21 protein-coding genes and 2 pseudogenes are annotated in these 26547 nt (G+C 71.8%); all 23 read right to left on the bottom strand.

Annotated features, from left to right (window positions below):
- Positions 1-44: 44 nt before the first annotated feature.
- A complete protein-coding gene (locus IG08_RS0117840) occupies positions 45-1382 on the bottom strand; it encodes a serine/threonine protein kinase (RefSeq protein WP_030602842.1) in 1338 nt (445 codons plus the stop codon).
- Positions 1383-1385: 3 nt separating this feature from the next.
- Entirely contained in the window at positions 1386-2312 is a 927-nt protein-coding gene (locus IG08_RS0117835) for a protein phosphatase 2C domain-containing protein (protein ID WP_030602840.1), read from the bottom strand.
- A complete protein-coding gene (locus IG08_RS0117830; RefSeq protein WP_030602839.1) occupies positions 2306-2968 on the bottom strand; it encodes a vWA domain-containing protein in 663 nt (220 codons plus the stop codon). The genes IG08_RS0117835 and IG08_RS0117830 overlap by 7 nt, the downstream gene beginning before the upstream one ends.
- Before the next feature lie 189 nt (positions 2969-3157).
- A complete protein-coding gene (locus IG08_RS0117820) occupies positions 3158-4798 on the bottom strand; it encodes a TRAFAC clade GTPase domain-containing protein (protein ID WP_030602837.1) in 1641 nt (546 codons plus the stop codon).
- An 88-nt stretch (positions 4799-4886) separates the two neighbouring features.
- Positions 4887-7499, bottom strand: a complete 2613-nt coding sequence (locus tag IG08_RS54260; protein ID WP_043454546.1) for a GTPase-associated protein 1-related protein — start codon at positions 7497-7499, stop codon at positions 4887-4889.
- On the bottom strand, positions 7496-8743 hold the full coding sequence (locus tag IG08_RS0117805; protein WP_030602835.1) for a TRAFAC clade GTPase domain-containing protein: 1248 nt from the start codon (positions 8741-8743) through the stop codon (positions 7496-7498). The genes IG08_RS54260 and IG08_RS0117805 overlap by 4 nt, the downstream gene beginning before the upstream one ends.
- A 3-nt stretch (positions 8744-8746) precedes the next feature.
- Positions 8747-10957, bottom strand: coding sequence for a hypothetical protein (locus IG08_RS0117800; protein ID WP_030602833.1), 2211 nt, complete (start codon positions 10955-10957; stop codon positions 8747-8749).
- A gap of 114 nt (positions 10958-11071) precedes the next feature.
- Positions 11072-11164, bottom strand: a pseudogene (locus IG08_RS61375) (sirohydrochlorin chelatase); the annotation flags it as partial.
- A gap of 220 nt (positions 11165-11384) precedes the next feature.
- A complete protein-coding gene (locus IG08_RS0117790) occupies positions 11385-12134 on the bottom strand; it encodes a sirohydrochlorin chelatase (protein WP_030602830.1) in 750 nt (249 codons plus the stop codon).
- A gap of 5 nt (positions 12135-12139) precedes the next feature.
- Positions 12140-13018, bottom strand: a complete 879-nt coding sequence (locus IG08_RS0117785; RefSeq protein WP_030602825.1) for an ABC transporter permease — start codon at positions 13016-13018, stop codon at positions 12140-12142.
- Positions 13005-13808: an ABC transporter ATP-binding protein gene (locus IG08_RS0117780; protein ID WP_030602822.1), complete on the bottom strand. Its 804-nt coding sequence runs from the start codon at positions 13806-13808 to the stop codon at positions 13005-13007. Before IG08_RS0117780 ends, IG08_RS0117785 begins: the two co-directional genes overlap by 14 nt.
- 10 nt (positions 13809-13818) lie before the next feature.
- Positions 13819-14931 carry an aliphatic sulfonate ABC transporter substrate-binding protein gene (locus IG08_RS0117775; RefSeq protein ID WP_030602819.1) on the bottom strand — a complete coding sequence of 371 codons (1113 nt, stop codon included), beginning with the start codon at positions 14929-14931 and terminating at the stop codon, positions 13819-13821.
- A 230-nt stretch (positions 14932-15161) separates the two neighbouring features.
- Positions 15162-16490 (bottom strand): sulfate adenylyltransferase subunit 1, encoded by a 1329-nt coding sequence (locus tag IG08_RS0117770; protein ID WP_030602816.1) that lies wholly within the window; start codon positions 16488-16490, stop codon positions 15162-15164.
- 2 nt (positions 16491-16492) lie between these two features.
- Positions 16493-17370 (bottom strand): annotated as a pseudogene (gene cysD / locus IG08_RS54255) (sulfate adenylyltransferase subunit CysD).
- Positions 17367-17903 (bottom strand): adenylyl-sulfate kinase, encoded by a 537-nt coding sequence (cysC, locus tag IG08_RS0117760; protein WP_043454604.1) that lies wholly within the window; start codon positions 17901-17903, stop codon positions 17367-17369. The pseudogene cysD and the gene cysC overlap by 4 nt, the downstream one beginning before the upstream one ends.
- A gap of 23 nt (positions 17904-17926) precedes the next feature.
- On the bottom strand, positions 17927-18646 hold the full coding sequence (locus tag IG08_RS0117755; protein WP_030602810.1) for a phosphoadenylyl-sulfate reductase: 720 nt from the start codon (positions 18644-18646) through the stop codon (positions 17927-17929).
- Positions 18643-18828 carry a hypothetical protein gene (locus tag IG08_RS61370; RefSeq protein WP_078655634.1) on the bottom strand — a complete coding sequence of 62 codons (186 nt, stop codon included), beginning with the start codon at positions 18826-18828 and terminating at the stop codon, positions 18643-18645. Before IG08_RS61370 ends, IG08_RS0117755 begins: the two co-directional genes overlap by 4 nt.
- Positions 18825-20522: a nitrite/sulfite reductase gene (locus tag IG08_RS0117750; protein ID WP_030602807.1), complete on the bottom strand. Its 1698-nt coding sequence runs from the start codon at positions 20520-20522 to the stop codon at positions 18825-18827. The genes IG08_RS61370 and IG08_RS0117750 overlap by 4 nt, the downstream gene beginning before the upstream one ends.
- Before the next feature lie 128 nt (positions 20523-20650).
- Positions 20651-20734, bottom strand: a complete 84-nt coding sequence (locus tag IG08_RS62815) for a putative leader peptide (RefSeq protein ID WP_310591794.1) — start codon at positions 20732-20734, stop codon at positions 20651-20653.
- 127 nt (positions 20735-20861) lie between these two features.
- Positions 20862-21434, bottom strand: coding sequence for a GNAT family N-acetyltransferase (locus IG08_RS0117745; protein ID WP_030602804.1), 573 nt, complete (start codon positions 21432-21434; stop codon positions 20862-20864).
- A gap of 76 nt (positions 21435-21510) precedes the next feature.
- Positions 21511-22791: a hypothetical protein gene (locus IG08_RS0117740; RefSeq protein ID WP_030602801.1), complete on the bottom strand. Its 1281-nt coding sequence runs from the start codon at positions 22789-22791 to the stop codon at positions 21511-21513.
- 175 nt (positions 22792-22966) lie between these two features.
- Complete coding sequence (locus tag IG08_RS0117735) at positions 22967-24256, bottom strand: GAF domain-containing protein (protein WP_030602798.1); 1290 nt, start codon at positions 24254-24256, stop codon at positions 22967-22969.
- Positions 24257-24669: 413 nt separating this feature from the next.
- The gene (locus IG08_RS0117730) at positions 24670-26304 is read right to left on the bottom strand and encodes an acyl-CoA dehydrogenase family protein (protein ID WP_030602794.1); all 1635 of its coding nucleotides are present in this window, start codon (positions 26302-26304) and stop codon (positions 24670-24672) included.
- Between the last annotated feature and the right edge of the window lie 243 nt (positions 26305-26547).

Raw genomic sequence — 26547 nt, 5'->3', positions numbered from 1 at the left:
CGTACGACGTGAAGGGCCCCCACCCGGTGGGGTGCCCTTCACGGTCACTTGGCCCGCACCGCCGCCCGCACCCCGCTCCCGAGATCCAGCTCCAGACCGGAACGCAGCGGCACCGTCTGACCGGGGCCGATCTGCTGCGGGGTGCCGTCGGAGCGGGTGCCCCGCCAGGTCTCCCCGGAGCGGTTCGCGATGCCGAACCGGCCCGGTTTCGAGGGATGTTCGACCAGCTCCGCGACCAGGCTCGCGTCCGAGCAGTCGTGCCGCGTCGGCTCCGGCAGCAGATGGTGCGCCTGCACCCGGGCCGCCCGGCGCAGCCGGATGTGGTGTTCGGTGCGCGGCGGCGGTGTCGTCACCGTCAGACGGGGCGGCAGCACCAGTTGTGCCCGGCACCCCCAACAGGCGCGCGGCGGCGGGTTCTCACCTGGCTCCGTCATGTTCTGCCGCCCGCAGGAGGCACACTCCACCACCGAGTCGAGCACCGCCCGCAGCGCGTCCCGCCACTCGGACTCGCGCACCCGGCGCGCCGGTTCGTGCAGACCCACGGTGAAGCTGCGCCGGAACAGCTCCTGGAGCTTGTCGGCGGCAGCGTCCCACGTCGCCAGCACCGTCAAGTGCTCCATCGGGTCGGGCGCGTTGGAGTCGTCCGTCGGATCGAAGACGAACAGCGGGTTCTTGCCGTACAGCTTGCGCTCCGCCGCCTCGTCCAGGCAGTGGATGCCCAACTCCCGTCGGCCCTCGAAGGGGTGATGGTTCATCAGCAGCATGAACAGCAGCACGGCGAGCGAGTGCAGGTCGGACTGGGTTCCGGGGCGCGCCCCCGGGTCGGCGCGCACCAGTTCCGGGGCCATGAACTTCATGGTCCCCGAGATGCCGCTGGCGTCGCCCTCCACCACCGCGTTGTCGTTGTCGCAGACCAGGACGTCACCGGTGCTCGGGTCGAAGAAGATGTTGCCCCAGGAGATGTCCCGGTAGGCGATGCCGCGCGAGTGCAGCGCCTGGTAGGCCTCCACCGTGTACAGGCAGGCCGTGAGCAACGCACCCGTGCTGGTGCGCAGTTGGCGCCGGAAGAGGTCGGGAAGGCCTTTGTAGCGCTCCGGCCTGAGCCCCATCAGATACCCGAACGAGCCGCGGTGCGCGTTCACGTACGCCTCCGGCCACAGGAACCGGTCGTCGTCGAAGTCCCGGGTCACCAGCTCCCGTACGATCGTCTCCTGGTCGGGTGTCGCCGACGTGGGGTAGTACCACTTGAGGGCCTTGTCCCCGCCCGGTGTCCGGACCCGGTACACCTCGCCCTGGCCGCCGGCGCCGAGCATGTCGATGATCTCGATCTCGTCGCCGTTCTCCACGGCCATCCGCGTCCCGCTGTCGAGCATGCCGCTCATCCGCTACGTCTCCGTCTTCTGTTCCGTTTCCAAGGGCAGCGCCGCCGGGTGCGGCGGGGCGTCCCGTGCGACGTCCTCGGGTGCGACGTCCCCGTGCCTGTGGCGCAGCGCGGCCGTCAGGGTCGTGTCGTCCCCGGAGTACTGCGAGGCCTGCCGCAGCCACTGGGGCAGCACCTCCCGCACTCCCGAACTGCCCTGCGCCGCCAGCCGGTCGTCCAGTCCGGCGACGAACTCCCGGTAACCGTCGGCCGACGCGAAGCTCTTCGACAGCCCGTCCGTCGACAGCACCACCAGCCGAGGCGCGCGCGCCTCCTCGAACACCGGCGCCCAGTGCATCCGCACCGCGGCCCAGGCCTCCGGCCCGCACAGCGACTCCGTCTCGTCGCCCAGGTCCTCCTCCTCGGGCGCGAGCGGCCGGGTCAGCGTGCCGTCGTGCTCGACGACCGCGAGATCGCCGTCGCCGATCTGCCAGGCCACGAACAGCCAGGGCGTGAGCACCGCGCCGATCAGGGTCGTGCCGTACAGCAGCAGCTTCTCGTCCGGCTCGGGCTCCCGCGCCCCGTCGTCGGCGACCGGGCGGTGCCGGGACCAGTGCCCCAGGACCTCCTCCCGCCAGTCGTGCACCAGCGCGCGGGGGAAGTCGTCCCGGGCATACGTCATCAGCCGTGTCAGGCGCCCCGGTTCGTGGCAGTCGCGGGCCGCCCGGCCGAACTCGGCGGCCCGGACCAGGAACCGGTCCACGGCGAACCGCGCGCCCAGCTCGCTGCGGGAGTGCCTGGCCGAGCCGTGCCCGTCCGCCACCGCCAGCACCAGCGGATCCTCGCCGGAGCCGGTGCCCTCACAGGCGTACCAGTCCTGGTTGCATCGCTTGCCGACGCCCTGGACGCTGTCGGCCAGCGTGTCCCAGCGCCGCACCCCGAGCGTCACCACACGTCGTCATCGTCGTCGTCATCCAGGACCGGCGGTGCGTACGGCTGCTTCGTCAGGTTGTCCGCCGAGCCCGCCATCGGCTGTGACGCCGCCTTCACCGCCGCCGTCGACGCCCAACGGATCGCCGCCGCAAGCTGCTTGGGGCTGTTGGCGTCCAACGGAGGCATCTCCGGGTTGCCGATGAACTCCTGGAGAACGCCGCGGTCCGCGTCGTGGCCGATCGCGATGGCCACGCGTACCGCCTTACGGCCCCACGGCGTCGCGTCGATCGCCTTGAGACCGGCCTTCCAGTCGTCCGTGGGCCCGCCGTCCGACACCAGCGCCAGCACGGGCTTCAACGCGCGCTGCGGCATCGGCGGGCTCTGCAGCTCCCGCGAGACGAGCGTGAGGGCCTCGCCGAGATTGGTCATACCGTCCACCTCGACGTCCTGCCAGGTGAAGTCGTCGACCGGGACGGGTGTCTGGTGGTGCCACTGGGCCGTGCTGGAGAAGGTGATGGTCCGCACCAGCAGCTGGGCCACCGGGTTGTCGTGCGCCACCGCACGCATCTCCGGAATGGCCTCTCTGATCGCGTAGTTGAGCCGGGCGATCTTCTCTCCCTGCATCGAGTACGAGCAGTCGAGCAGCCAGATGAAGTGGACCGGCCGGTTCGCCATGGGCCCGCCGGGAATGTCGCTCACTCCGTGTCCTTTCCGGGAGTCGGGTCGGGGTCTTCGGTCGTTGTGGGTCTCACGGCAGCAGCCACCGCACGAGCAGTGCCAGGGCGGCCGGTGTCAGCACGAGAGCGGTGATGAACAGGCCGGCCGTCAGCCGCCGTCCGTGTCCGATGGGTGGGGTCACCTGGGTCATGCGGGGCTGTACTTCCTCTCACGGTCGCCGTTGCCGCGCAGCCTGATCCTGCGCTCCTTGCCGCTCGCGCCGCCGGGCCCGGTGAGCGCGTCGGTCCTCAGCCCGGAGGCCGCGAGCAGCCACAGCACCGGCTCGGCGGCTCGGCGCTGCTCGCTCTCCAGCGGGCCGGTGCCGGTGGCCGCGTGGGCGCTCACGGCCCAGTAGCGCGCCGAACGGAAGTCGTGCCCGAGGGCGCGTACCAGGCCGCCCAGACCGATCTCCTCCAGCCAGGCGTCGATCTGCGCGCCGGGCACGGGGAGGGACACCAGCTGGTCCAGGACGTCCCGCTTGGTGACGACCGTCGCCACGGACAGCTTCGAGCGCCGTCCGGTCAGCGCCGCCAGCTCGCCGGTCAGCCGCTGGTAGGTGTCCCAGGGCCCCTGCTGCGAGGGGCGTGCGTCCTGGGCCCGCCGGGTGTCCTCCTTGCCGAGCCGGCCGCGTACCTTCGGGTCGGCCAGTACGTCCGCGACCAGGATCACGCCGTGCGTGTGCGCCAGATACTGCTGGGCACGCACGCGTGAGGCGTCGCTCACCGTCTCGCCCATCGGGTCGTACAGGTACAGCAGTCTGCGGCGCCGTCCGCAGGCCACCGCCAGCATCAGGGCGCGTGGCTGGGTGCTGGTCGTCGCGTGCGCCCAACCGGTGCTCTTCAGGTCCTGGTTGAGGTCGTTGGCCGTGCGCCGGTCGTCGTCCGAGGCGTACTCGACCGTCAGCTCGCCGCGCCGCGCACAGCTGTGCAGGCCCTCCACCATGGCCGCCATCAGCATCGTCTTGCCGGAGGAGGTGCCGCCGATGAGCGGCGCGTGCACGACCCGGGTGGTGCCGACCGACTTCGGCAGGTACTGCGTGCAGTGCGGGCACGACGCCGTCAGCTTCGTCCGGCCCGCGATCCGCGTCGTCGGCAGCCGGTGCCCGCACGCGCACGCGTGCCACAGCACGCCGTACCGTCCGGGGCGCAGTGCGCGGTGTTCCGCCCGGCACTTCGGGCACCGGTACATGGGCAGGGGCACCGGCAGATAGCAGCCGGGGTAGGGGCACTTGACCCGGACTCCGCGGGCCAGCATCCAGCCGCGCTCCACGCCCCGCACCACTGGCACGGGCGCCGCGCAGCCCAGCCACACCATGCCGAGCAGCAGGGCGAACACCGCCAGCACCGTGCCGAGGAGAACGGTGGCGAGCGTGGCGCCGAGCAGCGCGCCCACGGCGGTGCCGGGTGCCACGAACACGGCCAGCCAGAGCCGGCTGCCGGGCGAGGTGGCGCGCAGGCCGTTCGGATTCCGTCCGTGGAACAGGTTGTCGGCGTACCGGCCCATCCACGGGTCGGCGAATGCCGTCCAGATCACGCGTATGCCGTACCCGGCGGCCGACACGGTGTCCACCCACATCTGCCGCCACCAGTAGCCGAGATGAGCGGGCTCGTCCGCCCCGACAACCGGTACGCGCTGATCCGGCGTGCCCGTCTGCCACGGTCCGAGACCCCGCCACACGGCGCCCACGCCGATGCCGAGGAACTTCCAGAGCACGTTGCCCAGGCACAGTCCGACGGCTATCAGCGCGGTCCAGCCGAGCAGCGCCATGAGGGGAATGTAGACGGTCATCGGCTATCTCCTTCGGCCGAAGGCCCGGACCCGGACCCGGCGTGTGCCGCGTGGCCGGCGGACCGGGCCGCCGACGGTGTCGTACGGCTCATCGGCGGCCCCCGTCGGACGGCGGCTCCACGTCCGCGTGCCAGGCGGAGGGCTGTTCACCGCGGCGGCCGCGGCCCGAGAGGCGTCCCGCGAGCCGGCCGAGCGTGCCGGGCCGGTTCCAGGTGCGGAACGCGTCGAGCCTGCCCCGGCCCGCGCTGCCGAGGGCCTGCTCCACGGCGACGACGTCCTCGGCGGGCAGCGCCCGCACGATCGGCCGCAGCACCTTGGTCAGCAGGGCGTTGCGCGCCTCGTCCCAGGCCGGATGGGTCCCGGGGAAGGCGCTCCAGGCACTGAAGCACTGGGCGGCGTACGACGGCACGGTCCGCAGCCGGTCGCCCACACGGTCCAGGCGTCCGGCCCGCTCGTACGCCGCGAACAGCCGGGGCTCAGCCGACCGGACCAAGGCGTACAGCTCGCTCTCGGGGGTCGGCCCCTTGACGAGCCGCCACGCGAGCATGCCGAACACCCGGTCGGTCACGGTGTCCGGCACGGGCTCGGTCGCGCTGTCCCGCAGTTGCAGGACCCGGGTGACCCAGTTGTCGCCCTCGCCCTCCGTGCCCAGCAGCCGCACGTACTCCAGCAGGAGCAGGGCCGCGCGCTGCCCGGGCCGCAGCTCGGCCGAGAAGGCGGTGAGCAGCTCCACGGCCAGGGCGGGTACGTCCCGGTCCTCCGGCGGTGCGGTGAGGGCGGCGTCGATCAGCAGATCCCGGGTACCGGCCGAGCGATGGATGTCGGACCCCAGCTCGTTCAGCAGCCGGCTCGCCTCTTCCCCGGTCGGGAGCTCGCCGCTCCACACCAGGCGCAGGGCGGTGCGCAACAGCGTGGTGTCGGCGTGCGGTGACACTCCGGCGGCCCGCAGGAGCTCATGGAACCGCGCGAGCCGGCTCCCGGACCCACGCGCGGCGCCCGCCAGAACGCACATCCGCAGATGGGGGTTGCCGGGCTGCAGTTCCACGGGCAGCCCCGCCCCGCCCAGCATCCGCGCGACGGTCTGCGGGTCGGCGGCGGCGAGCGCGTCGAGGGACGCGAAGAGCGCGATACGCAGGGAGGGGTGCTCGTGCACGGCGTCGAGCAGGGCGGGTGGACAGGCGGCGGGGGCGGCGGGGGGGGCCGGGGCGTCGGCCGACGGCGAGTTCCAGACACCCGTCGGAGTACGGCCCGAGGCTGCGGCGCGGCTTGTGGCGTCGCCCGGGCCGTACCCCGCGGGATGCGCCACGCTGTCCGCGGCCGACCGGTCCGCGGAGTCGGTCGGTGGCTCGGTGACCAGGGCCCGGGCGAGGCGGCCCGCCAGTTCCGGGAGGAGGTCCTGGCAGTCGACGTCGAGCAGGTCGGCGATGCGCAGCAGGGCGAGGGGGCGTCCGACGGCCGGCTCGTGGACGTCGTCGATGCCCGACCGGATGGCGGGCGCCAGGTCCCGGGCCAGGCCGGCCCGGGTTTCGGGGGTGAGCGATCCGGCCCGCAACGCCGGGACCGGGCCCCGGCTCAGGACGGCCGAGGCCAGCACGCGCGCGGCGAGCGCCGCGGTCACGGATGTCGGCAGCTGTCCCTCGATCCGGGCCAACAGCGCTGCCAGTGCCGCCTGTTCGCCGTCGGCTCCGGAATCCGCTACGGCGGCACCCTTGCCGTCCGCGCACAACGCGCCCACCAGCTCCGCCAACGTCGCGTGGGGAAGCGCACCTGCCTGCTCGGCCGCCCATCGTGCCGCCGCCGTACGGCCGTCCGCGTCCAGCTCGATCCCGGCGACCAGTGCGGTCACCGCCAGCGGCCCGACCTCCAGGTGCGCGTCCTGGAACAGTTCGGGCCGGCCCGCGCACCAGATCCGTGCGCACAGGTCGGCCCACGCGTCCGTGACCGGTGCGGACGGCGCCCGGCCGGTGCAGTCGTGGACCCGGTAGCGGTGGTCGTGGGTGACGGACTCCGAGGACGGCAGAGCGCCGATGATCTGCTGGCGGGCCTGCTGCGGCCGGCGCGTGTACGTGGTGAACGTCAGCCGGTGGGCCCGCTCCCGGGGCAGCACCGCGCAGGCGAGGGTGATCCACCGGGCCACGTCGGCGCTGTCGTTCTCGACGAGCACGATCTGCCCGGCGTCCGGGTCCTCGGCGAGCACCCGCAGGTCGGCGAAGAACGCGGCGAGCCGGTCGGTCCGGGACACGGCGAACGCGACGAGGGAGTCCCGGTGGATCAGCCCCGACGATTCGAAGCGGTCGATCGGCTCGGGGTGGCCACCGGGCGGAGTGGAGCCGGCCCAACGGGGCGACTCCCAGGCCGTGATGGGCAGCGCCCCGTCCGGCAGCCGTGCACCGGGCGGCAGGTGCAGGGCGTGCGCGTGGAAGTTGCCCCAACGGCCGCTGTAGTCCGCCCCCGTGTAGACGGAACGGCTCAACAGGCGCCCGCCGTCGGACAGTTCGCTGAAGCTCAGGGCCTTGGGAAACGACCTGAGCTGTTCGGTGTCGGGGCGGGCCGGGAAGTCGCGCGGCGGCTCGTACCCGATGAGCTGCTCGGCCTCCCGCAGCAGCCCCTGCGACACGCCCGCGCTGACCGCCGTGAACCGGAAGCCGGAACCGTCGGGCCCCGGCGGCGCCGACGTGTAGTGCAGCTGGGCCAGGGTCACTTGGCTCGTCCCTTCCCCGCGTCACGGACCGGCAGCAGACCGCGCCGGGCCAGCAGCCACAGCAGCGGATCCTCCACCCGGACCGGACGTGGCCCCGACTTCGGTACGTCCGCCGGTGCGTCGGCGGGCGGCGGCGCACCGAGCGCCGACAGCCCGAACAGCGACAACTCCGCGAAGTCCAGCTCCAGTTGCCGTACCAGCGCGCCCGAGTCCCACTCCGCCATCAGGGACCGGATCTCCTCGTGCACGGCGAGCCGGTCGTCCTCGTCGAACGCCCCCTCGGCGTGCCGGGCGTTGGCGAGCAGCGGCGAGTGCGGGTCGAGCAGCGGCTTGAGCATGTCCGACTTGGTGACGGCCACCGCGATCGGCGTGCTGACCCGTCCGCGGGACCCGCCCTTGCCGTGCGCGCGCAGCTGGGCCGCGAGGTCGGCGGCGATCTGCCGCGGCGGAGTCTCCACCACGGGCAGCGGAGGACCGTCGTGCACGGGCAACCGGTCGCGAACCGAGCCCAGTTGGAGCGGATCGACCAGCAGGACTATGCCGTCGGCGGCGCTGAGATACCGGGTGTAGCGGTCCATCGCCTCGGCACCCGCGAGGTCCTCGCCGGCCGCGTCGAAGAACACCAGTGTGGTGTGCCGGGTGCCGGAGCCCAGCCGCCCCCGGCGCGGCATGCTCAGCCGGTACAGCAGCGGGTCGTTGAAGCCGAGGGCGGCCGGGCGGGTGGCGTCCGGCAGCCGCAGCCGGTCGTACAGGTCCTCGGCCATCTCCTTGTCCCGCTGCTGGGTGCTCTGCCCCATCGCGGCCAGCACGGCGTGGTAGGCCTGTCCGACCCGCTGGTTCAACTCGTTGACCAGCACGGAGACATAGGTGCTCTTGCCGGAGGCCTTCGCCCCGACCAGCGCGATGATGCGGCTGTCCTGGTCGCAGTAGTCGCTCGGCAGGTCGCTGTGGCAGGACCGGCACACCCGCACCGGCGTGGACACTCCGCACCCCGGACAGGGCACGCTGCTGCCGCCCCGCATCCCGGCCGCCAGTGCGGCGACCCCTCGCGCCGGAGTGAAGACAGGGCCGCGCATCCGCGCCGCCGGGGGCACGCTCGGGCCCATGAACCCGGCCCAGATGTCGTCGCGTTCAGGACCGCAGGGCGTGCCGCCGCGTACGCCGCTCGGAGTCATCAGGCAGCGGTAGGGCAGCTTGGCCGCGGGTGCGCGGTCGAAGCAGTAGGGGCAGATGACGGTCGTCATGGCTCAGCGCACCACCAGGGTCGCGGGGGACGGTTCTTCGAGGCGGACGGCGGCCGCGTGCTCTCCCAGCAGGAAGCCGCGCAGGGTGTACGGGGCCGGGCAGGGCGCGGCCGGCAGCTCCTGCTCGACCATGCCGTGGCGCGTCAGGTCCGTGCCGGGTATCCGCAGCACGGTGGTGCCGTCGGTGGCGCTGCGGGGGCGGAGCGTGCCGCTGCGGGCGACACACACGAACTCGGGGACGGACGGGTGGCCGCCCGGTGCGGAGAGGGTGACCCGCAACACCGTGGGGCCACCGCCCCGTCCGAAGAACTTCCTTGGCGGGCGGACGAGTCGGTAGTCGATGGCGGCGTCCGGCGGCAGCACCACGTCGGCGGTCGTGGCGGGTATGACGACCGCGTCCGGCGACCGGGGAGCGCCGGCGGCCCGGATGCGGACACCGCGCGGACCGACGGGCAACCGCAGTCCGCCGCGCCGGAAGGCGTGCGCGGTGACGGTCCGTTCGCCGCCCGTGGACCCCCCTTCTGAGAGGTCCAGGAGCTCCCAGGTGACCGAGAGATGGCCGGCGCCGTCGGGCCAGTCGAGGGTGATCTCGGCCTGTCCGTCCGGGAGGCGGCGGGCGGCGAGCCCGGTCACCGGGCTCAGTGTCTCGACGTCGACCGCGGGACCCGCCAGGGCGCGCTCGCCGAGCACGGCGACGGACGCGAGCCGGAGGGACCCTGCGGGGGGCCGCAGCAGCGCCCCGCCTTCATCGAGCCGGGGCGGCAGCTCGTCCGTGCGCAGCTCGGTGCCGGGAGCCGGTGCCTCACCGGGCCACCGCACCAGCCGGACCTCGGCGCCCTGCGCGCCGGTCCAGTCGACCCGTAACGCCTCGCCGTCGGCGCGGGCGGTGAGGGTGCGCACCGGTTCCGGCCAGGGATGGACGGTGCGGGTGGCGCGGACTCCGGGGGAGAGGACGAGGGCGCCGCCCGGGGCGCGGTAGTGGCAGACGACGCGGAAGGCGTGGCTCCCGACGGGCAGGTCGGTGGCGGTGAACCCGCCGGTGCGGGGCCGGAGTTGACCGGTGGTGCCTTCGGGGCCGGTGCACTCGACGGTCACGTCGGCGGCGCCCGGCGGCTGTTGCCAGGAGCCCGCAACGCGCCGAGGGCCATCGGCCAGGGTCAGTCCGGTGACGTCGGGGGCGACCAGGACCCGGTGCGAGACCAGCGGCGGACCGGTCGCGCGCCCGTCGCGCACGGGGAGGGCGGCATAGCGGACGGTGCTGCCGAGAGCGACGGCCGTGTCCCGGGCCGTGAGGCCTGTGGAGTCCAAGGCCACCTCGCGGACCCTCGCCGCGCCCTTCGCGTCGCGGAAAAGACACAGCAGCCGCCAGTCGTGGTCTTCCTCGACGCCGCTGTCCTGCCAGCTCAACTCGACCTGCTCCCAGGCGAGTTCGGCGTGCAGGAGGGCGGGACGGCCGCCCCGGGGTCCGTGGACGCGGACCAGGCCGCGCAGGGCCGGCCGGTCGTCGGCGGCCTCGTGCAGGGCGCGCAGATACTCCTCGCTCGCGGCCTTCGCGTCCCGCCGTCCGTCGGCCTCCCGCGCCGCTTTCAGGGCCGCGTCGACGACGGCCAGTCGCGCGGCGAGGGTGGCCCGCAGCGTCTCAAGGTCCTGATCGCGGCCGCTCTTGGGTAACTGCTCCAGCAGGGCGCGCACCCGGTGCAGCCGGTGCCGCTTCCAGGCGTCGGCGAGGGACTCGGCGGCATCGCGCTGCCGCCGGTCCAGGGCGGGCCGTAACCGCGCGGCCGCCACCAGCCCGGCCGCCTCCGCGGGCTGCACCCCCAACTCGGCGGCGGCGCTGGGCCGTTCGGCCGCAGGGCGGTCCTGAAGCAGGCCGATCAGCTGGTACAGCACGATCCTGCGCGGCGCCTGCGGATCGCGCCGGCAGGCGTCGGCCAGCAGTCCGGCGACGGTGCCCGAAGGAGTCGCGGCCCGGGAGAGATCGTTCAGCAGCGCCTCGTCCACCCGCCGGCGGCCGCGTGCACCTGACGGCACGTACAGGCCGTCGAGCACGGCCAGTCCGACGCCCGCGGGTGCCAGGGCCTCGCCGACGTGCCGTAATCCTGCCGAGTGCTGGGCGGCGACGAGCGCGCCGTAGCCGGGAACCAGTGGGCTGAGCGGCAGCCCGGAGAGCGCCCTGGGCAGCCCCAAATGATGCCCGAAATCACGACCCGCCACGTGCTGAGCCCCCCCGCTCGTACTTCGAGGGAACCATCCCAGCAGATACCGGTGCGCAGGGGAGGAGTTTTTTCGGAATCTGACCAGGTCGGACCCGTAAAAGTGGTATCTGGTTCAGGCCCCGACGGCCGCCGGAATCGGCACCCGCGCCGCGTCGTACCGCTGCAGCAACACCCGTACCACCTCCGGCGCCGGGCCCAGCACCTCACGGTGGCGTACTACGCGGGACTGCTCAGCCGGACCCGGAGCGGCAGGGCCGTACGGTACGCGCGGACGCGGTTGGGCGACGAGCTCTGCCGCCAGGGCCTGCCCGGCGGATCAGGCCGACTGAAAAAAGCGGCGCGTCTCGGGCAAGCCGAGCGGGGTCCGGCGCCTTGCAGCTGCACGACCAGACCCTGCGACGCCGGCCTGATCCGCCGGACAGGCCCTAGGCGCCGACAGCGGCCAGCGCGGGCATCCGCGCCGCGTCGTACCGCTCCAGCAACACCCGCGCCACCTCCGGCGCAGGCCCCAGCACCTCGGCCAGCACATCCGCCTCCGCCGCGCCCCGCGCGATGCGGTCGGGCAGGAAGCCGGGGGCCAGGACATACGGCGCGACCGCGACCTTCGTGCAGCCCAGCGCCCGGAGTTCCCGTACCGCGTCCTCGGTGCGGGGGAGAGCAGCGGAGGCGAACGCAGGTCGCACGGCGCACCAACCGGTGTGCCGCCACTCCCGCGCGATTTCTGCGATCACTGCGATCGCCTCCGGGTCGGTGGACCCCGCCGAGGCCAGTACGACCCCGGTCGAGGACTTGTCGGCGGGCGTCAACCCCGCCTCGTACAAACGGCGTTCGAGGGCCGACAGGAGGAGCGGGGACGGGCCCAGCACCTCCGCCTGGCGGATGCGGAGCTGCGGCGGCGCGTCCCTGAGGACCGCCGGGATGTCCGCCTTCGCGTGGAACGCGCGGGTCAGCAGGAGGGGGAGCGCTACGACGTCCCGGACGCCCTCCGCCGCCAGTGACTCCAACACCCCTTGGACCGAGGGGATGTTGAAGTCCAGGAAGCCGGTCTCCACCCGTACGCCGGGGCGCATCGCGCGCACCCGGCGCACCAGGGCGTGCACCGTCGCGGCATGCCGCGGATCGCGGCTGCCGTGGGCGATGACGACGAGGACGGGGCGGACCGGCTTCCGGTACATGTGACTCAGCTCTTCACCAACAGGCCTCGGCTGCGCAGCACCCACCGCTCCAGCGGACTGAAGATCAGCAGGTCGATGGCGATGCCGACGAACAGGATGAGGAGGATGGCGAGGAAGACCGTAGCCATGCTGCTGTTCGTACGGCCCACCTCCAGCAGCTGGCCCAGACCCATACCCATGTCCGGCGACTGGGCGATGATCTCGGCGGCCATCAGCGAACGCCAGGAGAACGCCCAGCCCTGCTTCAGACCGGCCACATAGCCGGGCAGCGCCGCCGGCATCACGATGTGCCAGGTGCCGCGCAGTCCCGTCGCACCCAGGGTGCGGCCCGCGCGCAGGAACAGCGGGGGCACCTGGTCGACGCCCGACACCAGGCCGTTGGCGATCGAGGGAACGGCGCCCAGCAGGATCACCGTGAACATCACCGAGTTGTTCAGGCCCAGCCAGATCACCGCGGGCGCGACCCAGGCGACCGAGGGCAGCGACTGCAGACCGGACAGGATCGGGCCGATCGCCGCGCGCACGAACTTCACCCGCGCCACCACCAGGCCCAGCGGCGTACCGATGGCCAGGGCGAGCAGGAAGCCGAGCAGACCGCGGGAGACGCTGCCCCAGATGTATTCGAGCAGGGTCCCCTTGAGCCACTGGTCCTCGACCTCGCCCCAGACGTCGGAGGGGGAGGGGAGCTTCGACGGGTTGTCGACGACCGGGTAGAGGAGGGCCCAGGCCACCAGCACCACGGCGACGGCGGTGATGGGCGGCAGGATCTTGTTCTTGAAGGTCTGACTGAAGGGCGTACGGCCGGTGGCCGTGGTCTCCAGTGCGTCGAGGCCCGCCTCGACGCTTCCGGAGTCCTGAGCCGGCGTCGTCTCAGTGCTGGCCATGACGGCGGATCTCCCCACGCAGTACATCGGTGATCTCAAGGGACAGTTCGGCCACGGGCGCGTCCTCGATGCGACGCGGCTGCGGGATGTCGACCGTCCACTCGCGCGCGATCCGCCCCGGTCGGGAGGACAGCAGGATGACGCGCTGGGCGAGCCGTACCGCCTCGCGCACGTTGTGCGTGACGAAGAGGACGGACACGCCCGTCTCCGTCCAGATCCGCGTCAGCTCGTCGTGCAGCACGTCCCGCGTGATGGCGTCGAGGGCCGAGAACGGCTCGTCCATCAGCAGCAGGTTGCTCTCCTGGGCGAGCGCCCGGGCCAGCGCCGCGCGCTGGCGCATACCGCCCGACAGCTCGTGGACGCGCTTGCCGTACGCGCCCTTCAGGCGGACGAGTTCGAGCAGTTCCTCGGTCCTGTCGCGCCGTTCGTTCTTCGGAACTCCCCTGAGCTTGAGGGCGAGTTCGATGTTCTTGCCCGCGGTCAGCCACGGGAAGAGGGCGTGCTCCTGGAACATCAGGGACGGGCGGCCGTCCGTCGCGATGGAGCCGACGGTCGGCTTGTCCAGTCCCGCCACCAGGTTCAGCAGTGTGGACTTGCCGCAGCCCGAGGCCCCCAGGAGGGTGACGAACTCGCCGGGCGCGACATCGATGCTGATGTCGTCCAGGACGAGCTGCTGCCCGCCCGGTCCTGCGAAGGACTTCGAGACATGCTCAAGGCGAGCGGCGTACTCCACCGACTCTTCGGCCTTGGCGAGGGTCGTTGCCATGGTCGTCACCTCCTGGGAACTCATCGGGCGGTTATCAGCTGGCGCCGAGACCGGCGTCGTCGACCGTGCTGGCGCCCTCGGCCTTGAGGACCTTGTTGAGGAGCGTGAGGTCGTAGATGCCCTTCAGGTTCGGCTTCTCCAGCAGACCGGCCTTGACCGCGTGCTCCGCCTCGGTGTTGAGGGTGGCGGCCAGCGGGTCGTCGGTGAACTGGATCGACGTCCAGGCCGGGTCCAGGACGTCGGCCGGGAGAGCCTTGCCCGAGTCGGCCTCGAGCTGCTTGTTCGCCGCCGCCTTCGCTTTGTCGGGGTTGGCGTTGATCCACTTGTTGGCCCCGACCGCGGCCTTCAGCACGGCCTCGACGGCCTTCGGGTGCTCCTTGAGGAAGTCCTGCCGCACGATGATGTTCGTGATCACGAACTTCTTGTCCGGCCACAGCGACGCCTCGTCGAGCAGGACCTTGCCGCCCTCCGCGACCAGCTTGGACGCGGTCGGCTCCGGCACCCAGGCACCGTCGATGGCACCGGACGCGTAGGCGTCCGGGGTGATCTTGTTGTCGGTGCGGACCACCGACACATCGCCCTTGCCGGTCTCCGCGTCGACCTTCCAGCCCTGGTCGGCGATCCAGTTGAGGAACGCCACGTCCTGGGTGTTGCCGAGCTGCGGGGTGGCGATCTTCTTGCCCTTGACGTCCTTCAGGGACTTGATCTTCTTCGGGTTGACGACGAGCTTCACGCCGCCGGAGGCCGAACCGCCGATGATGCGCAGGTTGGTGCCGTTGGCCTTGGTGTAGCCGTTGATCGCCGGGGACGGGCCGATCCAACCGATGTCGATGGACTTCGAGTTGAGGGCCTCGATCTCCGAGGGGCCGGCGTTGAAGATCTGGTACGCGGCCTTGGTGGCGCCCAGCTGCTTCTGGAAGAGGCCCTGCTGACGGGCGACGAGCGCGGTGCCGTGGGTCAGGTTGCCGAAGTAGCCGATCTTGACGGAGTCGAGACCGTCGATCTTCGACGACCCGGCGGCGACCTTCTCCTTGGCGTTGTCGGCCGTGGACTCGGACCCGTAGCCGCAAGCGGCGAGCGTGAGAAGCGGAAGTGCGGCCACTGCGGCTATGCCGCGGCGAACGAGGGTTGAGCGGTTGGCAGGCACGGGAGGTGTTCCTCTCGGAGGCCCGGCGGTCACGTCTCTCAGGTCGTGGCCGGGAGGTCGGCAGGTCTTCGTCTCGTCCGGGACGTCGGGTGGGGGGACGGGGCGCGCAAGCGGTGCGCGTACGTCAGCACGCACATCGCGCCACTCCGCCCTGCCCACTGCCGAGGTCACCGCTGCCGATGCGGCCGCCCTCTTTCGCGAACGTGGAGTAGTAGTCGGTGGCATTCATGTCAGAAGTCCCACCCGTCGTCCTCGGACTCGTCCTTGACCGGCTCCGGGGAGGCGAACGACTCGCCGACCATGCCCGCGGTGAGCGTGGTGCCGTCGTTCGGGTCGATCAGGATGAACGAGCCCGTGCGCCGCGAGTCGGCGTACGAGTCCACCGGCAGCGGCTCCGCGGTGCGGATCTTCACACGGCCGATGTCGTTGGCGACGAGCTGTCCCGGGTGCGGGTGCAGGGACAGGTCGTCGAGCGTGAGACGGGACGGGATGTCCTTGACGATCGCCTTGACCGTGCGGGTGCCGTGCTTGAGCAGCACCCGGTGGCCGACGGTCAGCGGCGCGTCGGCGACGTGGCAGACGGTCGCCTCGACGTCCTGCGTGGTCGGCGGCGCGTCCTTGCTGGGCACGATCAGGTCGCCGCGCGAGATGTCGATGTCGTCCTCGAGCAGGACGGTGACCGACTGGGTGGTCCAGGCGACGTCGACCGGCTCGCCGAGCAGGTCGATGCCGGCGATCTTCGACGCGTGGCCGGAGGGCAGGACCGTCACGGACTCGCCGACGCGGAAGGAACCGGCGGCGATCTGGCCCGCGTAGCCCCGGTAGTCCGGGTGCTCGGCGGTCTGCGGCCGGATCACGTACTGCACGGGGAGGCGGGCGTGGCAGTGGCTCAGGTCGTGGGCGACCGGAACCGTCTCCAGGTGCTCCAGGACGGTCGGGCCGCCGTACCAGTCCATGTTCGCGGACGGGTCGACCACGTTGTCCCCGGCGAGCGCCGAGATCGGGATCGCGGTGACCTCCGGGACGCCGAGCTCCAGCGCGTACGCCGTGAACTCCTCGGCGATCGCGGCGAACACGGACTCCTGGTAGTCGACCAGGTCCATCTTGTTCACGGCGAGCACCACGTGCGGGACCCGCAGCAGCGCCGCGAGGGCGGCGTGCCGGCGGGTCTGCTCGACGACGCCGTTGCGGGCGTCGATGAGGATCACCGTCAGCTCGGCCGTGGAGGCACCCGTCACCATGTTGCGGGTGTACTGCACGTGGCCGGGGGTGTCGGCGAGGATGAACCGGCGCTTCGGCGTGGCGAAGTAGCGGTAGGCCACGTCGATGGTGATGCCCTGCTCGCGCTCGGCGCGCAGGCCGTCGGTGAGCAGCGCGAGGTCAGGGGCCTCCTGCCCCCGCGAAGCCGACGCGCGCTCCACGGCCTCCAGCTGGTCGGTGAGGATCGACTTGGAGTCGTGCAGCAGCCGGCCCACGAGCGTGGACTTGCCGTCGTCGACGGAACCGGCGGTGGCGAACCGCAGGAGCGTGGTCTCGGAGAGTTCCGTGATGGTGCTCATGCTTAGAAGTACCCCTCGCGCTTACGGTCTTCCATCGCGGCCTCGGACATCTTGTCGTCGGCGCGGGTCGCGCCCCGCTCGGTGAGCCGGGAGGCGGCGATCTCGGCGATCACGTCGTCCAGCGTCACCGCGTCGGAGTCGACGGCACCCGTGCAGGACATGTCGCCGACGGTGCGGTAGCGCACGAGGCGCTTCTCGACGGTCTCCCCGTCCTTGGGGCCGCCCCACTCACCGGCGGTCAGCCACATCCCCGCCCGCTGGAACACCTCGCGCTCGTGCGCGAAGTAGATCTCCGGCAGTTCGATGCCCTCGCGGGCGATGTACTGCCAGACGTCGAGCTGAGGTTCCACAGCTCGGGCCGCTGGCGGCGCGGGTCCCACTGCGAGAACTCGTCGCGCAGGGAGAACACCCGCTCCTTGGCCCGGGCCTTCTCCTCGTCACGCCGACCGCCACCGAAGACCGCGTCGAACTTCTCGGCCTGGATCTTCTCGGTGAGCGGAAGGGTCTGGAGCGGGTTGCGGGTCCCGTCCGGACGCTCCTTCAGCACACCGCGGTCGATGTAGTCCTGTACGGAGGCCACATGGAGCCGCAGCCCATGTGTGGCCACCGCACGGTCGCGGTACTCCAGGACCTCGGGGAAGTTGTGGCCCGTGTCCACGTGCAGCAGCGTGAAGGGGATCGCCGCGGGGGCGAAGGCCTTCAGCGCCAGATGCAGCATGACGATCGAGTCCTTGCCGCCGGAGAACAGGATCACCGGCCGCTCGAACTCACCCGCCACCTCGCGGAAGATGTGGACGGCCTCGGACTCCAGCGCGTCCAGGTGGGACAGGGTGTACGGGACGCCCGTACCCTCCGCCGGCTTGGCAACGGTCGTCGTCATGCCAGTCCCCTCTCGGTGAGCAGCGCGTGGAGCGTGGCTGCGGACTCCTGGACGGTCTGGTCCTGCGACTCGATCCGCAGGTCGGGCGACTCGGGCTCCTCGTAGGGGTCGTCGACCCCCGTGAGCCCGGACAGCTCGCCCGCCGCCTGCTTGGCGTACAGGCCCTTCACATCGCGTACGGAGCACACCTCGACCGGGGTCGCCACGTGCACCTCGATGTACGCGGCGCCGCTCTCCTGGTGCCGCTTGCGCACGGCCTCGCGGCTGTCCGCGTACGGCGCGATCACCGGGACGAGCGCCTTGACGCCGTTGCGGGCGAGCAGCTCGGCGAGGAAGCCGATGCGCTGCACGTTCGTGTGCCGGTCCTCGCGGCTGAAGCCGAGGCCCGCCGAGATGAACTCGCGGATCTCGTCGCCGTCGAGCACCTCGACGAGGTGGCCCTCCTCGCGCAGCCGGCCTGCCAGCTCGTACGCGATGGTGGTCTTGCCGGCACTCGGCAGACCCGTGAGCCAGACGGTGGCTCCGGTCGTCACGTGCAACTCCTTCTCGGTGATGGTCATTCGTGCAGCCCGCACTCGGTCTTGCCGCGGCCCGCCCAGCGGCCGGCGCGCGCGTCCTCGCCCTCCAGGACGCGGCGGGTGCAGGGGGCGCAGCCGACGGAGGCGTAGCCGTCCATCAGCAGCGGGTTGGTGAGTACGCCGTGTTCGGCGACGTACGCGTCCACGTCGTCCTGGGTCCAGCGGGCGATGGGGGAGACCTTGACCTTCTGGCGCTTCTCGTCCCAGCCGACGACCGGGGTGTTCGCCCGGGTCGGGGACTCGTCGCGGCGCAGACCGGTCGCCCAGGCCAGGTAGTTCTTCAGGCCCCGCTCCAGCGGCTCGACCTTGCGCAGCTTGCAGCACAGGTCGGGGTCGCGGTCGTGCAGCTTGGGGCCGTACTCCGCGTCCTGCTCGGCGACCGTCCGGCGCGGGGTGAGCGTGATGACGTTGACGTCCATCACGGCCTCGACCGCGTCACGGGTGCCGATGGTCTCGGGGAAGTGGTAGCCGGTGTCGAGGAAGACTACGTCGACTTTGGCGCCGCCGGGCATCGCGCGGGAGGCGAGGTGGGCGACCACCGCGTCCTCCATCGAGGAGGTCACGCAGAAGCGCTTGCCGAACGTGGCGACGGCCCACTGGAGGATCTCCAGGGCCGAGGCGTCCTCCAGGTCACGGCCCGCCTGCTCGGCGAGCGCCTTGAGATCCTCGGTCGTGCGCTCTTCCTGAACCGCGGTCATATCTCGTCTCCCCCTGCTTCGGTGTGAAGCCCCCGGGCAAGAAGCCCGAGGAACTTCAACTGGAAGGCCCGGTTGCACGCCGCGCATTCCCACGCGCCGTGACTGCCTTCAGCGGCTTCACTCGGACGAAGGTCTTCGTCACCGCAGTAGGGGCAGTAGAAGGGGGCGGCCCGCTCGCTCATGAGAGGGACTCCTCGCTGGCCCGCGAGGCCCAGGCGGCGAAGCGCTCGCCGTCCTCGCGCTCCTCCTGGAACCGCGTCAGGACGCGCTCGACGTAGTCCGGCAGCTCCTCGGACGTGACCTTCAGGCCACGCACCTTGCGGCCGAAGCCGGCCTCAAGGCCGAGCGCGCCACCGAGGTGCACCTGGTAGCCCTCGACCTGCTCACCCTGGTCGTTGAGCATGAGCTGGCCCTTGAGACCGATGTCCGCCACCTGGATACGGGCGCAGGCGTTCGGGCAGCCGTTGATGTTGATGGTGAGCGGCTCGTCGAACTCCGGGATACGGCGCTCCAGTTCGTCGATCAGCGAGGCGCCGCGCGCCTTGGTCTCGACGATGGCGAGCTTGCAGTACTCGATGCCGGTGCAGGCCATGGTGCCGCGCCGGAACGGGGAGGGCTTGGCGGTCAGGTCCAGGGCCTCCAGGGCCTCGACCAGCGACTCGACCTGCGTCTCCTCGACATCGAGGACGATCATCTTCTGCTCGACGGTGGTGCGCACCCGGCCCGAGCCGTGTGCCTCCGCCAGCTCGGCGATCTTCGTCAGGGTCGCACCGTCCACACGGCCGACCCGCGGGGCGAACCCGACGTAGAAGTTGCCGTCCTTCTGCCGGTGCACACCGACGTGGTCGCGCCAGCGGGCGACCGGCTGGTCCGGGGCCGGGCCGTCGACCAGCTTGCGCTGGAGGTACTCGTCCTCCAGGACCTGGCGGAACTTCTCGACGCCCCAGTCGGCGACCAGGAACTTCAGACGGGCGCGGGTGCGCAGCCGCCGGTAGCCGTAGTCGCGGAAGATCGAGATGACGCCCTCGTAGACGTCCGGGACCTCGTCCAGCGGGACCCAGGCGCCGAGGCGCTGGCCGATCTTGGGGTTGGTGGACAGGCCGCCGCCGACCCACAGGTCGAAGCCGGGGCCGTGCTCGGGGTGGTTCACACCGACGAAGGCGATGTCGTTGATCTCGTGCGCCACGTCGAGGAGCGGCGAGCCGGAGATCGCGGACTTGAACTTGCGGGGCAGGTTCGAGAAGGCCTTGTTGCCGATGATCCGGCGCTGGATCTCGTCGATGGCGGAGCTGCCGTCGATGATCTCGTCCTCGGCGATCCCGGCCACCGGCGAACCGAGGACGACGCGGGGCGTGTCACCGCAGGCCTCGGTGGTGGACAGGCCGACGGCCTCGAGACGGTTCCAGATCTCGGGTACGTCCTCGATCCGGATCCAGTGGTACTGGACGTTCTGCCGGTCGGTGAGGTCCGCGGTGCCGCGGGCGAACTCCTGCGAGATCTCGCCGATCACGCGCAGCTGCTGCGTGGTCAGGCGGCCGCCGTCGATACGGACGCGCAGCATGAAGTACTCGTCGTCCAGCTCCTCCGGCTCCAGGATCGCGGTCTTGCCGCCGTCGATCCCGGGCTTGCGCTGGGTGTACAGCCCCCACCAGCGCATCCGGCCGCGGAGGTCGTTGGGGTCGATCGAGTCGAAGCCCCGCTTGGAGTAGATCGTCTCAATGCGTGTCCGCACATTGAGACCGTCGTCGTCCTTCTTGAACTGCTCGTTGCCGTTCAGCGGGGTGAAGTGCCCCGCGGCCCACTGACCCTCACCGCGGTGACGGCTCACCTTGCGGCGGGGAGTCTCGGCGGCAGGGTTCTGCGGGGTGGCGGCCATGGTTATTCGTCCTTCGGGACAGGCGGGAATGCGGCTCTGACCTGCGCGTACGGGCGCATACGTGTACGTGCGCAACATTGCGCAGGAATGAGACCAATGCGGGAGATGTCGGGCGGCGCTACGGCTCGCTAGCGCGCCGGACAGATGGCGCTGGACATGCGGCCGAGGTCGACGTGCCGCCGACTCACCAAGGCAATTCCAGTTCCAGACATGACGGAAGCGTGTCACGGCGATCTGGACACAGTCCAGCTTCGTCCATCATGCGGACACCCTTGTCCCGAAGTGTGAGACAAGGGTGTCCTCGATCACATGTGGCGCACGGAGTCTTGTCCGTGCAGGTCAGGCCGGGTACGCACCAGGCCAGGGACCCGGTGCGGCCACGTCCGGCTCCTCCTCGACCTTGGTGTCGAAGAGCTCGAAGCCCCGACGCAGATAGTTCTCCATCGCGTGCTCCCCGTCCAGGCTGCATGTATGCAGCCACACCCGCTTCGTGTCCGCCAGCCCCGGCCAGCGGTCCGCGAGATCCCAGGCACGGGCGGCGCCGTACGACAGCAGGTGCCCGCCGATCCGGCGGCCCCGGAAGGCCGGGATCAGCCCGAAGTAGACGATCTCCACGACCCCGTCGTCCTGCGGGTCCAGCTCCACGTACCCCGCGGGCGTGCCCCGGTCGTAGGCGACCCATGTCTCCACGCCGGGCCGGTCCAGGTGTTCCTGCCACTGCGCGTACGTCCAGCCCAGCCGGTCGATCCAGCGGATGTCCCCGCCCACGGACGCGTACAGGAAGCGGCTGAACTCGGGCGAGGGCTCCTCGGAGCGCACGATCCGCACGTGGCCCTCCGGCGCGGCGGCCGGGAGGAGGTCGGTCGGGGCGGTCTGCTGCAGGGACCACGTGGTCACGGGGGTGTTGGCCATGCCGGTCAGGGAATCATCCGGGCCGACGGTCTGTCGATCGCGATCGCTACGAGTGAATCGCCATGCCGGTGAGTCGCTACGCCAGTGATCTGTCGATGGACGCCAGCGGCAGCGCGAACAGCACCCGTCCCGACTGGGACCAGACCTCGCCGGTCTCCTCCCAGTAGGACAGCGACTCCGCCTCCGTGCTCCAGCAGTGCTGGGACTCGTCGGAGCCGCACCGGGGGGCCTTCGCGCCGTTCGCGTCCTGCCGCCACAGCGTGCCGTGTCCGCCCTGTGCGTCGGCGGCGCGGCCCAGATACCAGGTGGAGCGGTACGACAGCACGGCGCCGACGCCGTCCGCCTTCGTCTCGTAGGCCTCGGCCGCGCGCGCCTGCCCGGCGGTGTCGGTGGCGAGCAGTCCGGAGCGGTCGGGGGAGCTGCTGAAGTCGTAGCGCCACAGCCGCACGTGCCGGTCGCCGTCCACGGAGACCCACTCGCTCGCGGCCAGGCTGTCCGGCGCGGTGCTGCGGTCCAGGGAGATGTAGTCGGGATGGGCGGCGGCGGCATCGCCGACCGGCGCGTAGGAGGCGACGGCGGGCAGCACCCACCGGGCGCCGTGCGCCGCCCAGCCGCCCTGGACCCGGCCCACCTGGGCGCTGTCCACGGTCGCGCGCTGGATGCGGCTCATGTCGTACACGTACAGGCCGTCCGCCGTGGTCACCAGCAGCTTGTCCTGGTACCAGACCATGCCGGACACCTGGGAGACCAGGCCGCGGTAGTCGCGTCCGTCGTCGACCGGGACGGCGAGGAGCACCCAGGAGTAGGTGGGGCGTTCCAGGTCGTTCGCGTCGACGAAGGCGACCTTGGCCAGGCCCCGGTCCGCCGTCGCGCCGCCGGTGTTGGTCCACGCGGAGAGGATCACGCGGTTGGCGCCCCACAGGCCGTCGTCGTCGGCGTCCCCGGAGGTGGTGACCGCCCCGGCCCGCCAGGCCCGGGTGTCGGCGGTGTCCCAGCAGTACGCGCGCGTGGCCACCGGTTCGACGGGCAGCGCCTCGCGCTCGCCGGCCGTGCAGTCGGCCGCCGCGCGCAGCTTGTGGTCGGCGGAGTCGAGAACGGCGCCGACACCGGCCGGCCGCCCCATCGCGGAGGCGAGCCGGTCGAGGGCGCGCTCGGGCACGGTGTGTTCCCGGAGCCCGAACGCGTCGGACTCGGTGGCCGAGCTGAGCGACTTCAGGGCACCTGGGTTGGAGCCGACCGTGGCCTGGGAGGCACTGATCATGGTGGCGGCGGCGGTCAGCGCGAGGGCGGTCCCGGCCAGGAAGGCGCGCACCGCTTTGCCCCGCCTGCGTCGGCGATGTCGGCCACGATGCGTCATATGTCCTCCCGAGGCGGGCCAACTGCGCCTGATGATCCGTGCGTTGACCGAGGAGCAGGTGGGGTGGCCCGTAGAGGGATGCTACGGCAGGGAGGCACCGGTGGGGACGAAGAACCTGCAAATATGCGGAAGATGCCCCGGACGGGACGCCCGGGACACTCGGGACGCCGTACGCTCAGGGCGTCTGTACGGACACCCTCTGCCCGGTCACCGCCGGGGCGGTGGAGTGCGGCAGCAGGTCGAGCGGGTCGTCCGGGAGGAGCACCTCGACCTCGGCGTCCTCGCAGAAACGATACGGCCGGTGCTCCAGAAATCCCCCGAGATAGCGACGGACCCGGGACATCTCGGCGCGCACGGTCACCGTGCGGGCCGGGTCGCCGAACACGTCCTCGGCCAGGCCCGCCGCGCTGCGGCCGGTGCGGTTCAGGGCCAGCAGGTAGAGCAACTCGGCGTGCCGGGGACTCAGTTCGTGGGTCCACGCGCCCGCGCCGCCCGACACCGTCACCGACCAGCGGCGCGGCTGCGCCAGATCCAGCACGATCCGGGTGGCCCCCGGCGGCACCGGCTCCTCGCAGGCGCGTATCAGCCAGCCGTCCGCCAGCGGCTCCAGCGCGCACAGACCCAGCGCCGGCATCCACCGGCGGTCCGCCGTCGGGGACTTGGGCAGCGCGATCCGGTTCGTGTACGGCATCCCGGTCACCGCCGCCGTCCAGCCGTCCCGGTCCACCACCAGGGCCCGGCCGGCGAGCCGGGCCAGCACCGGTGCCGCCACCGCCCGCAACTGCTCCAGCGACATCACATGCATCTCGCGCAGCCGTGCCTCGGCGAGCTTGGCCACCGAGTCGACCCAGGCGAGCGTGGCCGGGTGCATGGTCTCCAGCGGTCCGCTGATGTCCACGACGCCGATCAGCCGACCGTCGCGCGGGTCGGTGATGGGGGCGCCGGTGCAGGTCCAGGAGGTCTGCGAGCGCACGAAGTGCTCGGAGGCGAAGACCTGCACGGGCCGGCGTACGACCGCCGGAGTGCCCACGCCGTTCGTGCCGATGACGTCCTCCCGCCAGTCGGCGCCGAGTTCGAACCCGGTCCCGTCGGCCTTGCGCAGCACCGGGGAGCTGCCCTCCCGCCACAGCACCCGGCCCTCGCCGTCGGCGACCACCATGATGTGGTGGGCGAGGTCCGCGACCGACAGCAGCCCCTCCCGCAGCACCGGCAGCACATGCCTGAGCGCCGTGTTCTCCCGGCGCCGCTGCACCTCCTCGACGGGCAGCAGCCCGGTCCGGAAGTCGTGGTCGGGGTCGACCCCGCTGCGCAGCATGCGTCCCCAGGACTGCTCGATCACCGGCCGCGGTGCGAGCGGGGCACGCTGCCCGGACAGCGTGGCGGAGCGGACCTCGCTGAGTACCCGCGCCGCGCGCGCCGAGTCCACGGCGGCCAGCTGCGTCATGTCCGTCGGCGAGTGCGCCACTGGACCTCCCGGGAGAAGGGCTCGGGACAACCGTTTTCCGCAGCTTTTCGGCCACGGCGCGATGTCCGTCCTGACTGTCCGTCCAATAGTGCCGTGCACCCCTGGCGGACGGACATAATCCGGACACAGAGACCAGCAAGTTGCAACCCCCTGCAACCCTGGTGGACCGCTCTGGCGTGATTGAAACTTGAGCAACGCCGTCGCAGCGGCGTTCGCGGCCTCGAACGGGCCATCGGCGGGGGTGGTGCCGTGTCGGCGCAGCACCACCCCCGCGCTCCGCTGGTCGGCCGTGCGCCACAAGGGGTGCGGCTTGGTGTGCGTTGGCGGCTGCGGGTTCGTTGTGGCTGGTCGCGCCCACGCGGCGCAGCCGCATATCGATGCAGCCCCGCGCCCCTGAGTGGGACCACTTGCGGTCAGTTCGCCGGCCGGGCCCGCTCCACCACCGAGGCCAGGTTCAGGTTCGTTGGCAGCGTCCCGAAGGCCGTGCCCGCGTCGCCGCCCAGCCGCCCCGCGCAGAACGCGTCGGCGATCTCCGGTGGGGCGTAGCGCACCAGCAGTGAGCCCTGGAGGACCAGCGCGAGCTTCTCGGTGAGCCGCCTGGCCCGTCCCTCGATGCCCTCCAGGTCGGCGAGTTCGGTCAGGAGGTCCTTGGTCGCCGCGTCCAGGCGGTGGTCGGCGCCGCGGGCCTCGCCGATCTCCAGGAGGTAGGCGTTGAGGGCCTGGGGCTCGCGTTGCAGAGCCCGGAGCACGTCCAGCGCCTGGACGTTGCCGGCGCCCTCCCAGATCGAGTTGAGCGGCGACTCGCGTACCAGTCGGGGCAGTCCCGACTCCTCGACGTACCCGTTGCCGCCCAGGCACTCGGCGGCCTCGACCGTCACCGGCGTACAGCGCTTGGTCACCCAGTACTTGGCGGCCGGCACCGCGATCCTGAGGAACGCCCGCTCCTGCTCGCCTCCGTCGTCGTAGGCGGCGGCGAGCCGGAGCGCGAGCGTGGTCGCGGCCTCGGACTCCAGGGCGAGGTCGGCCAGGACGTTGCGCATCAGCGGCTTGTCGACGAGCGTGCCGCCGAACACCTCCCGGTAGGTGCAGTGGTGGATCGCCTGCGCGACGGCCTGCCGCATCAGGCCCGCCGAGCCGAGCACGCAGTCCAGCCGGGTCGCCGCCACCATCTCGATGATGGTGCGCACCCCGCGCCCCTCCTCGCCGACCCGGCGCGCCCAGGTCCCGTCGAACTCGACCTCGCTGGAGGCGTTCGACCGGTTGCCCAGCTTGTCCTTGAGGCGCTGGATCAGGAAGACGTTGCAGGTGCCGTCCTCCAGCACCCGCGGCACCAGGAAGCAGGTCAGCCCCTCCGGAGCCTGCGCCAGCACCAGGAACCCGTCCGACATCGGCGCCGAGCAGAACCACTTGTGCCCGGTCAGCTCGTAGGTCCCGGCCTCGGCGAGCGGCCGGGCGGAGGTCGCGTTCGCGCGTACGTCGCTGCCGCCCTGCTTCTCCGTCATGCCCATCCCGAACAGGGCACCGGCCTTGAGGTGGGCGGGGCGCAGCTCGCGGTCATAGACCACGGACGTCAGGCGCGGCTCCCACTCGGCGGCGAGGTCCGGGTCGGTGCGGAGTGCGGGGACGGCCGCGTGGGTCATCGACAGCGGGCAGAGGTTGCCCGCGTCGACCTGCGTCCACACCTGGAAGGCGGCTGCTCTGCGGACGTGGCCGCCGGGCCGGATCCAGGCCGTGGTCAGGCCCGCCGCGACGCCCTTGCCGAGCAGGCGGTGCCAGGACGGGTGGAAGTCGACCTCGTCGATACGGTGGCCATGGGGGTCGTGGGTGCGTAGGCGGGGCGGGTTCTCGTTGGCCTGCACGCCCCACTCCTGGACCTGGGCCGAGCCGGCGGCCCGGCCGAGGGCGGCCAGTTCGCCGCGGACGTCGTCGAGCAGGGTCGGGTCGAGGTGCCGTTCTACGGCGGTGGTGAGGGCGCGGTCGGTGGTGAAGACGTCGTAGCCGACCAGGGGCGGGGGCTGGTTGGTCACGGTGTGCGTGGTGCCTGCCATGTCTGCGAACGTACCTCGGGGTAGGGCGGGGGTCACGCCACGGACACGTCACTCGCCCCCGCCGCCCCTACCCGTCCCGTCCCTGGGGGCTGCCGCCCCCAGACCCCCGCTTCGGCCCTGAAGGGGCCTCGTCCTCAAACGCCGGACGGGCTGAGAGATGTCGGCCGGCGCTGGAAGGGCGGTGCTCGTCCTCGGACGCCGGGCGGGTTGAGAGATGTCGGCCGGCGTTGAGAGGGCGGTGCT

This window comes from Streptomyces fulvoviolaceus (assembly GCF_000718165.1).
Lineage (GTDB): Bacteria > Actinomycetota > Actinomycetes > Streptomycetales > Streptomycetaceae > Streptomyces > Streptomyces fulvoviolaceus.
Note: the sequence above shows the minus strand (reverse complement) of the source record. Positions and strands in the feature narration are given on the sequence as shown.

Excerpts from the sequence above, each read along its gene's own strand:
- IG08_RS0117840 (WP_030602842.1), bottom strand. The coding sequence starts at position 1,382 with ATGAGCGGCATGCTCGACAGCGGGACGCGGATGGCCGTGGAGAACGGC.
- IG08_RS0117830 (WP_030602839.1), bottom strand. The coding sequence starts at position 2,968 with ATGGCGAACCGGCCGGTCCACTTCATCTGGCTGCTCGACTGCTCGTAC.
- IG08_RS0117820 (WP_030602837.1), bottom strand. The coding sequence starts at position 4,798 with ATGACCGTCTACATTCCCCTCATGGCGCTGCTCGGCTGGACCGCGCTG.
- IG08_RS0117805 (WP_030602835.1), bottom strand. The coding sequence starts at position 8,743 with ATGACGACCGTCATCTGCCCCTACTGCTTCGACCGCGCACCCGCGGCC.
- IG08_RS0117790 (WP_030602830.1), bottom strand. The coding sequence starts at position 12,134 with ATGTACCGGAAGCCGGTCCGCCCCGTCCTCGTCGTCATCGCCCACGGC.
- IG08_RS0117785 (WP_030602825.1), bottom strand. The coding sequence starts at position 13,018 with ATGGCCAGCACTGAGACGACGCCGGCTCAGGACTCCGGAAGCGTCGAG.
- IG08_RS0117780 (WP_030602822.1), bottom strand. The coding sequence starts at position 13,808 with ATGAGTTCCCAGGAGGTGACGACCATGGCAACGACCCTCGCCAAGGCC.
- IG08_RS0117770 (WP_030602816.1), bottom strand. The coding sequence starts at position 16,490 with ATGAGCACCATCACGGAACTCTCCGAGACCACGCTCCTGCGGTTCGCC.
- IG08_RS0117755 (WP_030602810.1), bottom strand. The coding sequence starts at position 18,646 with ATGACCGCGGTTCAGGAAGAGCGCACGACCGAGGATCTCAAGGCGCTC.
- IG08_RS61370 (WP_078655634.1), bottom strand. The coding sequence starts at position 18,828 with ATGAGCGAGCGGGCCGCCCCCTTCTACTGCCCCTACTGCGGTGACGAA.
- IG08_RS0117750 (WP_030602807.1), bottom strand. The coding sequence starts at position 20,522 with ATGGCCGCCACCCCGCAGAACCCTGCCGCCGAGACTCCCCGCCGCAAG.
- IG08_RS62815 (WP_310591794.1), bottom strand. The coding sequence starts at position 20,734 with ATGTCTGGAACTGGAATTGCCTTGGTGAGTCGGCGGCACGTCGACCTC.
- IG08_RS0117745 (WP_030602804.1), bottom strand. The coding sequence starts at position 21,434 with ATGGCCAACACCCCCGTGACCACGTGGTCCCTGCAGCAGACCGCCCCG.
- IG08_RS0117740 (WP_030602801.1), bottom strand. The coding sequence starts at position 22,791 with ATGACGCATCGTGGCCGACATCGCCGACGCAGGCGGGGCAAAGCGGTG.
- IG08_RS0117730 (WP_030602794.1), bottom strand. The coding sequence starts at position 26,304 with ATGGCAGGCACCACGCACACCGTGACCAACCAGCCCCCGCCCCTGGTC.